Annotated in this window: 10 protein-coding genes; 5 read left to right on the top strand and 5 right to left on the bottom strand. The window is 72.3% G+C overall.

Annotated elements, in window-relative coordinates:
- Positions 1 to 244: 244 nt before the first annotated feature.
- Positions 245 to 880, bottom strand: coding sequence for a response regulator (locus AB0K34_RS43465; RefSeq protein ID WP_301178173.1), 636 nt, complete (start codon positions 878 to 880; stop codon positions 245 to 247).
- A gap of 84 nt (positions 881 to 964) precedes the next feature.
- Complete coding sequence (locus tag AB0K34_RS43460; RefSeq protein ID WP_301178174.1) at positions 965 to 5,197, bottom strand: HAMP domain-containing protein; 4,233 nt, start codon at positions 5,195 to 5,197, stop codon at positions 965 to 967.
- Between the two features lie 366 nt (positions 5,198 to 5,563).
- Between AB0K34_RS43460 and AB0K34_RS43455 the strand changes: the two genes are divergently transcribed.
- From AB0K34_RS43455 to AB0K34_RS43445, 3 genes are read left to right on the top strand one after another with little or no spacing between them, the layout of a single operon-like run.
- The gene (locus tag AB0K34_RS43455) at positions 5,564 to 7,789 is read left to right on the top strand and encodes a SpoIIE family protein phosphatase (RefSeq protein WP_364554411.1); all 2,226 of its coding nucleotides are present in this window, start codon (positions 5,564 to 5,566) and stop codon (positions 7,787 to 7,789) included.
- Positions 7,790 to 7,820: 31 nt separating this feature from the next.
- Positions 7,821 to 8,159, top strand: a complete 339-nt coding sequence (locus tag AB0K34_RS43450) for an STAS domain-containing protein (RefSeq protein WP_138639592.1) — start codon at positions 7,821 to 7,823, stop codon at positions 8,157 to 8,159.
- Between the two features lie 44 nt (positions 8,160 to 8,203).
- Entirely contained in the window at positions 8,204 to 8,572 is a 369-nt protein-coding gene (locus AB0K34_RS43445) for an ATP-binding protein (protein WP_240808293.1), read from the top strand.
- 103 nt (positions 8,573 to 8,675) lie between these two features.
- On the opposite strand, the gene AB0K34_RS43440 is transcribed toward AB0K34_RS43445, so the two are convergent.
- A complete protein-coding gene (locus tag AB0K34_RS43440) occupies positions 8,676 to 10,025 on the bottom strand; it encodes a class II 3-deoxy-7-phosphoheptulonate synthase (protein WP_301178265.1) in 1,350 nt (449 codons plus the stop codon).
- Between the two features lie 100 nt (positions 10,026 to 10,125).
- Positions 10,126 to 11,154 carry a sigma-70 family RNA polymerase sigma factor gene (locus tag AB0K34_RS43435; RefSeq protein WP_240808294.1) on the bottom strand — a complete coding sequence of 343 codons (1,029 nt, stop codon included), beginning with the start codon at positions 11,152 to 11,154 and terminating at the stop codon, positions 10,126 to 10,128.
- A 130-nt stretch (positions 11,155 to 11,284) separates the two neighbouring features.
- Between AB0K34_RS43435 and trxA the strand changes: the two genes are divergently transcribed.
- Together trxA and AB0K34_RS43425 are read left to right on the top strand one after the other, a co-directional pair.
- Entirely contained in the window at positions 11,285 to 11,638 is a 354-nt protein-coding gene (gene trxA, locus AB0K34_RS43430) for a thioredoxin (protein ID WP_138639594.1), read from the top strand.
- Between the two features lie 107 nt (positions 11,639 to 11,745).
- The gene (locus AB0K34_RS43425; RefSeq protein WP_364554410.1) at positions 11,746 to 12,597 is read left to right on the top strand and encodes a putative RNA methyltransferase; all 852 of its coding nucleotides are present in this window, start codon (positions 11,746 to 11,748) and stop codon (positions 12,595 to 12,597) included.
- Here AB0K34_RS43425 and AB0K34_RS43420 read toward each other — a convergent pair.
- Complete coding sequence (locus AB0K34_RS43420) at positions 12,535 to 13,302, bottom strand: hypothetical protein (protein ID WP_301178275.1); 768 nt, start codon at positions 13,300 to 13,302, stop codon at positions 12,535 to 12,537. The two genes, AB0K34_RS43425 and AB0K34_RS43420, sit on opposite strands and share 63 nt — an antisense overlap.
- Between the last annotated feature and the right edge of the window lie 677 nt (positions 13,303 to 13,979).

The raw sequence follows: 13,979 nt of genomic DNA, 5'->3' as shown, positions 1-13,979 counted from the left end.
CCTTAACCGGGAAGAGGTCCCGTAGCGACGACCTCAGCCCGTCACCTCAGCCACGCGACGACCCGAACCATCGCGATCGCTGCATCGCTTCGGCTCGCCTGGCGGCTTGCTGCGCGATCAGGTTCTTGCTTCGCTCGAACCTGCCTTCGGACGCGATCGCGATGGTTCGGGTCGTCGCGTGGCTGAGGTGACGGGCTGAGGTCGTCGCTACGGGACCTCTTCCCGGTTAAGGGTTCCTTCCCGGTTAAGGGTTCTCCGCGCCGTTGACGGCTTGGCGCAGGTCGGCCAGGCGGCGGGTCAGCTCGTCGTAGTCGTCGCGGCGGGCGGGCGGGACGTGCTTGCCGACCACCTCGGCCTGCTCCTCCACCGCCGCCAGGCGGGCCCAGACCTGCTCGGACGGGTCGGCGCCGGGCTGCTCGTCCAGGCGCCGCTGCTGCTCGCGGAGCAGCGCGGCCTGCTCGCGCAGCAGGGTCGTCTGGTCGCGGAGCTGCTTGTTCTTGTTGTGCAGCTCCACGAACACCGACACCTTGGCGCGCAGCACCCACGGGTCGAACGGCTTGGAGATGAAGTCGACCGCGCCCGCCGCGTACCCGCGGAACGCGTAGTCGGGGTCGCTGTTCACGGCCGTGAGGAAGATGATCGGCAGGTCGCGGGTCTTCTTGCGGCGCTTGATGTCGCGGGCCGTCTCGAAGCCGTCCATGCCCGGCATGACGACGTCCAGCAGGATGACCGCGTACTCGTCGGTGAGCAGCGCCTTCAGCGCGTCCTCACCGGACCGGGCCCGGACCAGATCCTGGTCGAGCGAGCTGAGGATGGCCTCCAGCGCGATCAGGTTCTCCTCGCGGTCGTCCACGAGCAGGATCTTCGCCTTGTCGTCCACGCGCGCCTCTCCGATTCCGGTCCCCGCCGCCGCGGGCCGCGACGGGCCCACAGGGCGACCCTACTGCCCGGGTCTCTCCTCTCCTCAGCGGACGACGGAGGGTTGCAGCCAGTTCCTCATGACGTCGAGGAGATGGTCCACGTCCACGGGCTTCGGCACGTAGTCCGACGCGCCCGAGGCGAGGCTCTTCTCCCGGTCGCCCTTCATCACCTTGGCCGTGATGACGATGATCGGCAAGTCGGCGAACTGCGGCATCTCCCTGATCGCCGCCGTCGTCGCGTACCCGTCCAGGCCCGGCATCATCACGTCCATCAGGACGACCGCCACGTCCGGGTTGCGGTGCAGCAGGTCGATCCCGGCCTGCCCGTCCTCGGCGTACAGGACCTCCATCCCGTAGCCCTCCAGCACGCTGGTGAGCGCGAACACGTTCCGGACGTCGTCGTCGACGATCAGCACCTTGCGGCCCGACAGGACGGTGTCGAGGAAGTCCGCGGGGGGCTCCTCCACCATGCCGTTCAGCGCGGCCTCGGGCTCGGTCGCCGGGGGCACCGGCTCGGCCGCCGGCCCCGCCTCGGCCTTACCGGCGGGAAGCGGGCGCACCACGGCGCCGTTGCCCTTCTCGGCGCCCGCGCCGAAGTCGACCTCCCGGCCCCCGCCGATCGCGTCCGCCTGGGGCTCCGGGCGGCGCCGGTCCTCCCGCTCGCTGTACTGGGCGGGCAGGTACAGCGTGAACACGCTGCCGCGGCCCGGCTGGCTCTCCGCGTGGATCTCCCCGCCGAGCAGCCGCGCGATGTTCCGGCTGATCGACAGGCCGAGGCCGGTGCCGCCGTAGCGGCGGCTCGTGGTCCCGTCGGCCTGCTGGAACGGCTCGAAGATCTCCTGCAGCTTGTCCGCGCTGACCCCGATCCCGGTGTCGATCACCCGGAAGGCGATCACGTCCGGGGTGTTCCACAGCGCCGGCAGCGTGAAGTCGATGTCGCCGGCCCGCTCGATCAGCAGCCGGACCTCGCCCTCCGCGGTGAACTTCACCGCGTTCGACAGCAGGTTCCGCAGCACCTGCTGCAACCGCTGCTCGTCGGTGTTCAGGGTGGCCGGGACGTCCGGCGCGACCTCCACGCCGAACTGCAGGCCCTTGTCGACCGACAGCGGCCGGAACGTCGCGTCCACGTAGTCGACCAGCGACGACACCGCCAGCCGCTGCGGGTGCGCCTCCATCTTCCCGGCCTCGACCTTCGCCAGGTCCAGGATGTCGTTGATCAGCTCCAGCAGGTCGGTGCCGGACTCGTGGATCGTCCGGGCGAACTCCACCTGCTTGCCGGTGAGGTTGCCGTCCTGGTTCTCCGACAGCAGCTTGGCCAGCACGAGCAGGCTGTTCAGCGGCGTGCGCAGCTCGTGCGACATGTTCGCCAGGAACTCCGACTTGTACCGCGAGGAGATCGCCAGCTGCTCGGCGCGCTCCTCCAGCGTCCGCCGGGCCTGCTCGATCTGGAAGTTCTGGATCTCGATCGCGCGGTTCTGCTGGGCCAGCAGCGCCGCCTTCTCCTCCAGCTCGGTGTTGGAGTGCCGCAGCTCGCCCTGCTGGCGCTGCAGCTCGTCCGACCGCTCCTGGAGCTCCTGCGCGAGCCGCTGCGACTCGCCGAGCAGCGCCTCGGTCCGCGCGTTGGCGCGGATCGCGTTCAGCGTCACCCCGATCGTCTCGATCAGCTGGCTGAAGAACGCCAGGTGGACGTCGGTGAACCGGCCGAACGAGGCCAGCTCGATCGCGCCGAGCACCTCGTCCTCGAACACGATCGGCAGCACGATGATATTGACCGGGGACGCCTCGCCGAGCCCCGAGCCGATCTTGACGTAGTCGGCGGGGGCGTCCGCGATCAGCAGCGGCCGGCGCTCCTGCGCCGCCTGCCCGACCAGGCCCTCGCCCAGCGCGAACCGCACCGCACCGTCCCGGCCCCGGCGCGTCCCGTAGCCGGCGATCAGCACCAGCTCGGCCTCCTCGCCCGCGGTCTCGGCCAGGTAGAACGCGCCGTACTGGGCGCTCGCCGTCGGGGTCAGCTCCCGCATGATCAGCTCGGCGACCTGGAGCAGGTCGCGGTGGCCCTGCATGAGGCCGCCGATCCGCGCCAGGTTGGTCTTGAGCCAGTCCTGCTCCTCGTTGGCGCGGGTCGTCTCGCGCAGCGTCGCGACCATCAGGTTGACGTTGTCGGACAGCTCGGCGACCTCGCCGCGCGCCTCCACGGTGATCGTCCGGGTCAGGTCGCCGGTGGCGACCGCGCTCGCGACCTCGCCGATCGCCCGCACCTGCGTGGTCAGGTTCCCGGCCAGCTCGTTGACGCTCTCGGTCAGCCGCTTCCAGGTGCCGGACACGCCCTCGACCTCGGCCTGCCCGCCGAGCCGGCCCTCGCTGCCGACCTCGCGGGCGACGCGGGTGACCTCGGACGCGAACGACGACAGCGTGTCGACCATCGTGTTCAGCGTCGTCTTCAGCTCCAGGATCTCGCCCTGCGCGTTGACGTCGATGCGCCGGGTCAGGTCGCCGTGCGCGACGGCGGTCGCGACCTGCGCGATGTTGCGGACCTGGTAGGTCAGGTTGGACGCCATGCCGTTGACGTTGTCGGTCAGGTCCTTCCACATGCCGCCGGCGCCGGGCACGATCGCCTGGCCGCCGAGACGGCCCTCGGTGCCCACCTCGCGGGCGACGCGGCTGACCTCGGACGCGAACGACGACAACGTGTCGACCATCGTGTTCAGGGTGTCCTTGAGCTGCAGGATCTCGCCCTGCGCGGTCACCTCGATCTTGCGCGTCAGGTCGCCCTGCGCCACCGCGGTCGTCACCTGCGCGATCCCGCGCACCTGGTTGGTCAGGTTGTTCGCCATCGCGTTGACGTTGTCGGTGAGGTCGAGCCAGACGCCGCCGGCGCCGGGCACGACCGCCTGGCCGCCGAGGCGGCCCTCCGTGCCGACCTCGCGCGCGACGCGCGTCACCTCGGAGGCGAAGGCCGACAGCGTGTCGACCATCCCGTTCACGGTGTCCTTCAGCTCCAGGATCTCGCCCTGCGCGTCGACCGTGATCTTCTTGCCGAGGTCGCCCTCGGCGACGGCGGTGGTGACCTGCGCGATGTTGCGGACCTGGTAGGTCAGGTTGGACGCCATGCCGTTGACGTTGTTGGTCAGGTCCTTCCAGACGCCGCTCACGCCTGGGACCCGCGCCTGGCCGCCCAGGCGGCCCTCCGTGCCGACCTCGCGGGCGACGCGGGTGACCTCGTCCGCGAACGCCGACAGCGTGTCGACCATCGTGTTCAGCGTGTTCTTGAGCTGCGCGATCTCGCCCTGCGCGTCGACCGTGATCTTCTTGCCGAGGTCGCCGTCGGCGACGGCGGTGGTGACCTGCGCGATGTTGCGGACCTGGTTGGTCAGGTTGTTCGCCATCGCGTTGACGTTGTCGGTCAGGTCCTTCCAGACGCCGCTCACGCCGCGCACGTTCGCCTGCCCGCCGAGCTGGCCCTCGGTGCCGACCTCGCGGGCGACGCGGGTGACCTCGTCGGCGAACGCCGACAGCTGGTCGACCATCGTGTTCACGGTGAGCTTCAGCTCCTGCAGCTCACCGCTCGCCTCCACCGTCACCTTGCGGGTCAGGTCGCCCTTCACGACCGCCGTGGTGACCTCGGCGATGTCGCGGACCTGCGACGTCAGCCGCGCCGCCATCACGTTCACCGACGCCGTCACGTCCCGCCAGCGGCCCGTCATGCCGCGCGCCGGCGCCTGCCCGCCGAGCCGGCCCTCCGTGCCGACCTCGCGGGCGAACTGGGTGACCTCCCAGGTGAACTGGTCGAGCAGCTCCACCATCCCGTTGACCGACTTGGCCATGCGCAGCAGCTCGCCGCGCATGGGCCGGCCGCGCACCCGCAGCTCGACCCGCTGGCTCAGGTCCCCGGCCGCGACCGCCTCCACCACCCGGCTCATCCCGGTCGCGAGGTCGGTGAGCTTGTCGATGATCGCGTTGGCGTCCTCGACGGAGGTCGCCCACGTGCCGCGCAGGCCGCCCGAGGCCAGCCGCCCGCGCAGCTTGCCCTCCCGGCCGATCTCCCGCCGGACGCGGCTGAGCCCGGAGGCCAGCTCCTGCTCGTTCTGCCGGATCTCCTCCAGGATCGCCGCGGCCTCCGCCACGGCGCCCTCGCCCGGCACGTCCAGCTCCGTCCTCGCCCTGCCGTCCCGCACGGCTACCAGCGCCTTCAGCAGCGGCTCGAGGTCGGCGTCGCTGTAGCGCGGGGTCGTGTCGCGGTACCCGCCGGGGCGGGCACGTGACGCGGTACGCGGCATTCTCTTCATCCTCCTGGCCCGCGATCGTCGAACATCCGGACACCTCGTCGAAAGCCCGGACGGAAGGGCCCCTCCCGCCGGGCCTCCGGCCGGCCTCCCTGGGCCCTCTGTTCCGGCCGCACCTGTACTCTACGTCGCCGGGCGGTGCCCGGACCCGTTCGCGGGTCTGCCGTGAACGGACGTCGATGACCGTGCATCCGCGCTTGTAGTCTTCGTGTTACGGTCTGTCGTGTCGTGGCGGGGGGTAGCGTTCATCGAGGCCGGACGCGTCACGGAAACCCCTTCTCGGCTCTCGTGGCCGCGCGGCCGACCCGTCTGCCACGATGGTCGGACGGGGGCAGAGACGCTTCGAGCAAGGGATGACGTTTGGATCGGCAGACGGCGTCGGCCACCTTCCCGTCCGCCGCCGCGGCGGTGGCGGACGCGCGCCGCTTCGTCCGGAAGGTGCTGGCCGACTGGGGCATGGACGAGGCCGCGGACGACGCGGTGCTGGCCACCAGCGAGCTCGCCACCAACGCGATCGCCTACGCCGGGACGTCCTTCGAGGTCTCCTGCCGGCTGGAGGACGGCGACATCAAGATCGAGGTCCGCGACCGGCACCCCACCCGGGGCATCGAGATGCCCGGCGTGACCGCCTCCAGCGGCCGCGGGCTGCCGTCGATCGCCCGGCTCGCCGCGTCCTGGGGCGTCTCCTACGACCACCGCACCAAGGGCGTCTGGTTCCGGCTGGCCCGTCCCGGCGCGCCGGCCGCCCCCGCCGAGGCCGAGACCGCCGCCCCCGCCGAGACCGCGGGCGACGTCGCCGGCCGCGGCCCGCAGACCCGCGAGCGCGGCCCGCGCGACCGCGAGCAGGCCCGCGAGGCCGCCGGCGCGCAGGGCCGCGAGGGCGCCCTCAGCGGCGACGTCGGCGACATGCCCGTCGCCGGCGACCGCCTGCTGCGCTCCCCGGCCGCCGTGGAGGCCATGGAGGACGGCGTCGCCACCGCACGCGAGATCCTCGGCGCCGAGGGCGCCGCCGTCCTGCTCACTGAGCGCGACGGCCGCATGATCATGGGCTCGTCCGCCGGCACCGCCGCGGAACTGCCGCTCGGCGAGCTGTCGGTGGCCGGGCTCGGCCCCGCCGCCCGCGCCGGATCCCCGTGGGTCGCCGCCGAGGCCGATCCGACCGCCACGGCCCTGCAGGCCCGCTCGGTGGCCGCCGCGCCGCTGGAGTCCCAGGGCCGCCTCACGGGCGTCGTGGTGGCCGTCTCGTCCGCCCCCGGCCGCTTCGACGAGGCCGACGGCGTCCGGCTCGGCCGGCTCGCCGACGAGATGTCGCTCTCCCTGGAGAAGGCACGGGTGGGGGAGTTGGAACGGTCCTGGCGGGGCTGGCTCAGCTTCGTCGCCGAGGCCAGCGACCTGCTCGCCGGAACCCTCGACCAGGAGCGCACGATGGCCCTGGTCGCCCAGCTCGTCGTCCCCCGGCTGGCCACCTGGTGCGCCGTCTACACCGTCGCCGACGGCGAGCCCGACCGGCTCGCCTACGTCTGGCACGCCGACGAGAACCGCGCCGACGGGCTCCGCGAGCTGCTGGAGCACGCGGGCGCCGCGCCGCCGATGGACGGCCCCGGCCCCTGGAACGGCCTGGCCACCGCCCCCGAGGAGGTCCGCGCCGCCGCCGGCGACACCGCCGCCGACCACGTCTACGCGTTCCCGCTGATCGCCCGCGGCCGGCGCATCGGCACCATCGTCATCGGCCGCCCGCCCGGCGACCGCTTCCCGCGCAGCGCGATCGAGCTCGCCGAGGAGCTCAGCCGCCGCGCCGCCCTCGCCGTCGACAACGCGCGGCTGTTCTCCGCGCAGACCGCCATGAGCAGCGCGCTGCAGCGCAGCCTCCTGCCGCCCGGCATCCCCGAGATCCCGGGCCTGGAGGTCGCCGTCGTGTACGAGCCGGCGGGGGAGGGCAGCGAGGTCGGCGGCGACTTCTACGACGTGTTCGAGAGCGGCCCCGGCCCCGGCGGGCCCGCGTCGTCGTCCCGCTGGCGGTTCGCGATCGGCGACGTGTGCGGCACCGGCCCCGAGGCGGCCGCCGTCACCGGCCTCGCCCGGCACGCGCTGCGCATCCTCGCCGCCGAGGACATGTCCGTCCCCGCCGTGCTGGCCCGGCTCAACCGGCTCATCCTCGGCGAGGGCGAGCGGGGCCGGCTGCTGACCCTGCTGCACGGCGAGATCGCGACCCGCCGCCCCGACGGCGTGCGGATCCGGCTGACGAGCGCGGGCCACCCGCTCCCGCTCGTCCTCGACCCGGACGGCGGCGTGCGCGAGGCGGCCACGGCCCAGGCCCTGCTCGGCGTCTTCGACGGTGTGGACTTCCACACGGACACGGTCGACCTGCGCCGGGGCGAGGTCCTGCTCTGCGTGACCGACGGCGTCACCGAACGCCGTTCCGGGAGCCGGCTGCTCGGCGACGGCGACGGCCTCGAACGGCTGCTGGCCGGCTGCACCGGGCTCAGCGCGGGCGCCGTCGCCGCCCGCATTCAACGCGCCGTGCGCGATTTCGGCCCGGAGCCCTCGAACGACGACATTGCCCTCATCGTTCTACGGGCGTCATGATGGAGACCAACAATCGGTAAGGTGGGGTGGCGTGGGGCTTGCCTTGCACACGACACGACAGGACGGCCGCGCGACGATCGCCGCGCGCGGCTCCATCGACCTGCACTCTTCCGAGGAGCTGCGCACTCGGCTGACCGAGCTCGTGGACGCGGGCGAGCGGGCGGTGGTCGTCGACCTCGCGGCGGTGGACTTCTGCGACTCCTCCGGTCTGAACGTCCTCGTCCGGGCGTACAAGCACGCGCGCGCCCAGAACGCGACGCTGACCGTCACCGGCGCCTACGGCCGCGTCGAGAACGTCCTGCGCACCACGGGGCTCGACCGGTTCCTGATCGAGGGCCCGGCGGAGGAGGCGGCGGCCGATGAGCGGTGAGTGAACACGATGAAGAACGGCGAGCGGGCGGAGTGACCGACCCGATGACCGAGACCACACTGCGCGCGGCGCCGCAGACCGAGGCGGTCGAGTACGCACGGCGCCTCGCCGCCCGCACCATGCGCACCTGGGCGCTGATGGACCGCGAGGAGCTCGTCACCGCGATCGTGGCGGAACTCGTCGCCAACGCCGTCCGGCACGCGGGGACGGCCCTGGAGCTGCGGCTGCTGCGCGGCACCGGCCGCGTCCGCGTCGAGGTCCGCGACCGCGCCGCCCAGCTGCCCCGGCTGACCGTGCCCGGCCCGCTGGACGAGTCGCACCGCGGCCTGTTCATCGTCGACCGGTTCGCGAACTCCTGGGGCGCCGACCCGGTGACCGGCGGCAAGGTCGTGTGGGCCGAGGTCGACATCTGACGCGGCTCTCCGCCCTGGAACGTGCCGCCGCGCGGCCCCTCCTGTGGGAGCGCGTCCATGCCGCCCGGCGACCTGGGCCCCGCCGGGCGGGGCCCAGGGGTCGCTAGGCCGACTTGCGGTACAGCTCCGCCACCATGAACGCAAGGTCGAGCGACTGGCCCCGGTTGAGCCGCGGGTCGCACGCCGTCTCGTACCGCTGGTGCAGGTCGGCCTCGGCGAGGCCGTGGCCGCCGCCGACGCATTCGGTGACGTCGTCGCCGGTGAACTCGATGTGGATGCCGCCCGGGTGGGTGCCGAGCGCCCGGTGCACCTCGAAGAAGCCGGCGACCTCGTCGAGCACGTCGTCCAGCCGCCGGGTCTTGTGCCCGCTGGGCGCCTCGAACGTGTTGCCGTGCATCGGGTCGCAGATCCACGCGACGGGCGCGCCGCTCTGGTGCACCTTCTCGATCAGCGGCGGCAGCACATCGCGGATCTTGCCGGCGCCCATCCGGGTGATGAAGCTGAGCCGGCCGGGCTCGCCGTCGGGGTTGAGTCGGTCGATCAGCGCCAGCGCGTCGTCCGCGGACGTCGTCGGGCCGAGCTTCACCCCGATCGGGTTGCGGATCCGGCGCAGGAACTCGACGTGGGCGCCGTCCAGCTGCCGGGTGCGCTCCCCGATCCACAGGAAGTGCGCGGAGACGTCGTAGGGGAGCCCGCTGAGGTGGTCGATGCGGGTCAGCGCCCGCTCGTACTCCAGCAGCAGCGCCTCGTGGCTGGAGTAGAGCTCCACCTCCTGGAACTCGCCTGGGCTCGCCCCGCACGCCTTCATGAACGTCAGGGCCCGGTCGATCTCGCCGGCGAGCTGCTCGTAGCGGCGCCCCGCCGGGCTCTGCTGGACGAAGTCGCGGTTCCAGGCGTGCACCTGGCGCAGGTCGGCGTAGCCGCCCTTGGTGAACGCCCGGCACAGGTTCAGCGTCACCGCCGCGCAGTGGTAGGCCTTCAGCAGCCGCTGCGGGTCGTTTCGGCGGGACGCGGCGTCGAACGCGAACCCGTTGACGGCGTCGCCCCGGTAGGCGGGCAGCTCCACGCCGCCGCGCACCTCCACGGGCTTGGACCGGGGCTTGGCGAACTGGCCCGCCAGCCGGCCGATCTTCACGACCGGCACGCTGGCCGCGTAGGTGAGCACGACCGCCATCTGCAGCAGCGTCTTCAGCTTGTTCTTCACCGCGTCGGCGTTCGAGCCCTCGAACGTCTCGGCGCAGTCGCCGCCCTGCAGGACGAACGCCTCGCCGCGCGCCACGTCCGCGAGCTGCGCCTTCAGCTGGTCGCACTCGCCGGCGAAGACGAGGGGCGGCTGGGTCGCGAGCTCGGCGGCGACCGCGCGGACCTCGTCGGGATCGTCCCATTCGGGCTGCTGGAGGGCGGGGAGCGCGCGCCAGGCGTCGAGGTCCCCGGTGACGGCGGAGGTACTCACCCCAGAAGGCTATGGCACCGCCCGCCCCGCCCGGAACGGCGAACCGGGCGGACCCGCTCGGGGCCGCCCGGTTCGCGACGGTATGGGGGTGCCGGTGCCGTCAGGCGGCCCGGCTCCCGGCCGCCGCGTGCTCCCGGCGGGCTTCGGGCGCGCCCGCCCCGCCCGCCGCCGGCGCGCCGGTCAGCGCCCTGCGGCCGCTCAGATCCGTCTCGTTCGCCAGCTGACGCAGCCGCCGCAGCGAACGGTCGGTGATCTGCCGGACCCGGTTGTGGCTCAAGCCGTACCGGGCGCCGATCTGGGCGTAGGACAGCGGCTGGCCGCTGTCCATCCCGAACCTGGCGCGCAGGATCGCGGACTCGCGCTCCGGCAGCCGGTCGAGCAGCCGCGCCAGGCCCTCGATGTCGTCCAGCGCCAGGATCTCCGCCTCCGGCGTGACGGCCTCCGGGTCCTCCAGGAGGTCGCCCATCGGCGTCTCGCCGGCGTCGTCGACGGTCGCGTCCAGGCTCGCCGGGTCGCGCCGCCAGCGCAGCAGCTCGTCCACATGGTCGGCGTCGGCGCCGATGGTCCCGGCGAGCTCCTCGCGGGTCGGCTCCCTGCCGAGTTCACGGCCCAGCTGGCGTTCCGCGCGCCGCAGCCGGGACAGCTCCTCCTCAACGTGGACCGGCAGCCGGATCGTGCGGGCCGTGTGGCTGAGCCCGCGGCCGATCGCCTGCCTGATCCACCATGTCGCATAGGTGGAGAACTTGAAGCCCCGGCGGTAGTCGAACTTCTCCACCGCGCGCATCAGCCCCAGGTTCCCCTCTTGAATGAGGTCGATGAGGGGCAACGAGTCGGTCGGGTATTTCCGGGCGATCGAGACCACGAGCCGCAAGTTGGCCTCGACGAAGCGCTGCTTCGCGCGCAGCCCCGCCGCGGCCAGCTCCTCCAGCTCCTCGCGGGTGGCGCCCGCGGGCACCCTCCCGTCCTCGAGGAGCTGCTCGGCGTACAGGCCCCCTTCGATCGCCTTGGCCAGATCGACCTCCTCCTGCGCGTCGAGCAGGGGGGTGCGGCCGATCCGGTCGAGGTACGCCCCGACGAGATCCTTGTCGGGGACGTCGACCCTGTCGCCCTTGGTACGGGTTGCAGCCATCCTGACCCTTCTCCGGTGCGATCTCCCTAAGGGGAGAACGCTAATTACCGCTCTGTGATTCCCGGGTGGGGAATACTGCGAGGCTGTGAGCCGCTCTACGACCTGATACCCCGACTGAGGAGAAACCGACATGGCGACCGTCACACTCACCGCTGACAACTTCGACGAGGTGGCTCAGGCCGAGGGCATCGTGCTCGTCGACTTCTGGGCCGAGTGGTGCGGTCCGTGCAAGCGCTTCGCCCCGGTCTTCGAAAAGTCGGCGGCCAAGCACGAGGACATCGTGTTCGGGAAGGTCGACACCGACGCGGAGGCCGAGCTGTCGCAGCGGTTCGGCATCAGGTCCATTCCCACGCTGATGGCGATCCGGGACGGCCTCATCGTGTTCGCCGAGCCGGGCGCCGTTCCCGAGCCGGTGCTGGAGAACGTGATCGAGCAGGTCCGCGGCCTCGACATGGAGGACGTCCGCCGGCGCGCGGAGTCCTGAGCCGGCCGCCGCGGGTTGCGCCGAGCCGACGCCCCGGGGTCGCCCCGGCGGCGAGTGCGCGGCACGAGGGCAAAGAACGGGGCGGCGGGGCCCGATGCCGGGCCGGCATGGACGATGATGGACGGATGCTCGCCGATGTCGTCCCATGCCTGGTGTGCCCCGTGTGCGGAGCCGACCTCGAACTGGCCGACCGCGGACTCTCCTGCCCCGGCGGGCATACCTTCAATGTCGCGCGGCAGGGGTACGCGAACCTTCTTCCGGGGAACGCCCGTCCGGGCACGGCCGACACCCCCGAGATGGTCCGCGCGCGCGACGCGTTCCTGAAGGCGGGCCATTTCGCCGAGCCCGCCGACCGCCTCGCCCTCGCGGTGTCCCGCGCCGCACCGTCCTTCGTCGTCGACGCGGGCGCCGGCACCGGGTACTACCTGGGCCGGATCCTCGACCGGGCGCCCGGCGCGGTCGGCCTCGCACTGGACATCTCCAAGCACGCGGCCAAGCGCGCCGCCAAGGCCCATCCCCGGGCGGGCGCCGTCGTCGCGGACCTGTGGCGCCCCCTCCCGCTGCGCGACGGCGCGGCGGACACCGTGGTCAACGTCTTCGCGCCGCGCAACGCGGCCGAGTTCCACCGCGTGCTCCGCGACGACGGGCTCCTGTTCACCGTGACCCCGTCGCCCCGGCACCTCGGCACCCTGGTGGAGCCGCTGGGGCTCCTCACGATCGACAAGCGCAAGGCCGAGCGGATGGACGCCGCGCTCGCGGGCTACTTCAAGTTCGATTCGCGCCAGGAGATCGAGACGGAGGCCGTGCTGACCCACGACGAGATCACCACGCTCGTCGGGATGGGCCCGAGCGCGCACCACGTCCCGGCGGATCTGCTCCGCGAACGGCTGCGGCCCCTACCGGACCCGCTCACCGCCCCACTGTCCTTCGTCCTGTCGACCTACAGGCGGCTCGTGTAGACGGCCGTCCGCGCTCTGGACGAGTTCGAGCAGCACCTGGGCCACTTCGCCGGGCTCCGTCACGTCGTGGACTTCGGCCTCCGGCATGTCTACCGCCTCGTACATGAACGAGACGAAGACGGACCGGGCCGCACCGCTCAGCAGCAGGCGCTGAAGCGCCTGGCCTGCGCGCAGCCAAGCGGCCGGGGAGTCACCACGGGTGGTGAGGACGGCACGCCGGCCCCTCGCCCCCGGAACGTCGGGGAGCGGGTGAAGGCCGGCCCCTTCCAGACGGGCCGCTTCGCCCAGCTCGTGCACGACGGGCAGGGGCGGCCGAAGCCCTGATGCGGGACGGTTCCCGGGGAGGGGCTTCAACGTCGCCGCGTAGAGGAGTCGTTCGGCGCGACTCACGCGATGGCGTCCCGCCAGACGCACCGAGGCGAGGACTGATGGCCGCCCGGGGTCGGGCAGTAGCCGCACCACGGCCGCGTACCCGAGCTGAGCCGCGGCAAGGCGAAGATTGACGAGGGCGGCGCCGCTGCTGAGGTGGAGGCCGCGTCCCGCGGGGTCGTGCATGGGCCGGAACCGGTCCTGGTCGGCGTGCAGCTCGATCGCACCGGGAACGACCTTGAACCGCCAGGCGTGCACGTCATGGATGGTCGGCCCCATCGTCGCGGCGACCACGAGGCGTTCGGCGGACGCGCGGATGGCGACGGGCACATTCACGAGGTGATCCTCCTGACCTCGGCGGACTGTTCGTGCCGGGAGCCGCTGCCCGCCCCCGGACCGCAGGGCGCCGTAAAGCGGGCTGTCCGCGCACGCTACATCACTGTGACCCGGCGCACGTAGTGCGTGAAAGGCGAGGTCAATGGGTCCGATGGTGTGTCCGGGTGACAAGAGGCGCGCGGGACGCGAGCACTCCGATTTGACGGTGCCCGCGGAGGACCATAATGTCTCCCGTGCCCCGAGAGACGCGGGACGCCGCAGGGCGGCCGGTCTCGGGGGAAGCCACCAGGAATAACCCGGCCCCAAGTTGGGTTGTTCTGCGGTGGAAGCCCCATTTGGGATGCGGGACGCCGACGAGGCGGCCGGCCCACGGGGATGGGACTCCAAAATTGGTTCGAGCGACGCTCGGGCTGGTGTAGGATACCGAAAAGCCCAACACGGGATGCAGGACGCCGCGAGGTGGCCGGCCCGCAGGGGCAACTCCTACGGATCGACCATCGCCAGGCTCACGGCCTGGGGGTGACTCGTCGCCGCGGGGGGACTGGGACGCCTCCGATCGTCAAAAAGATCTTCGCAGATCTACTTGACAGCGGGAGCGGAACAGGTAAGTTAGAAGGGTTGCCCCGGAGCCGGGGTCCGCGAGAGCGGGGTTCGGCGCGGTGGGTGTCCGTTTCTTG

The organism is Actinomadura sp. NPDC049382, assembly GCF_040677125.1.
Taxonomy (GTDB): domain Bacteria; phylum Actinomycetota; class Actinomycetes; order Streptosporangiales; family Streptosporangiaceae; genus Spirillospora; species Spirillospora geliboluensis.
Note: the sequence above shows the minus strand (reverse complement) of the source record. Positions and strands in the feature narration are given on the sequence as shown.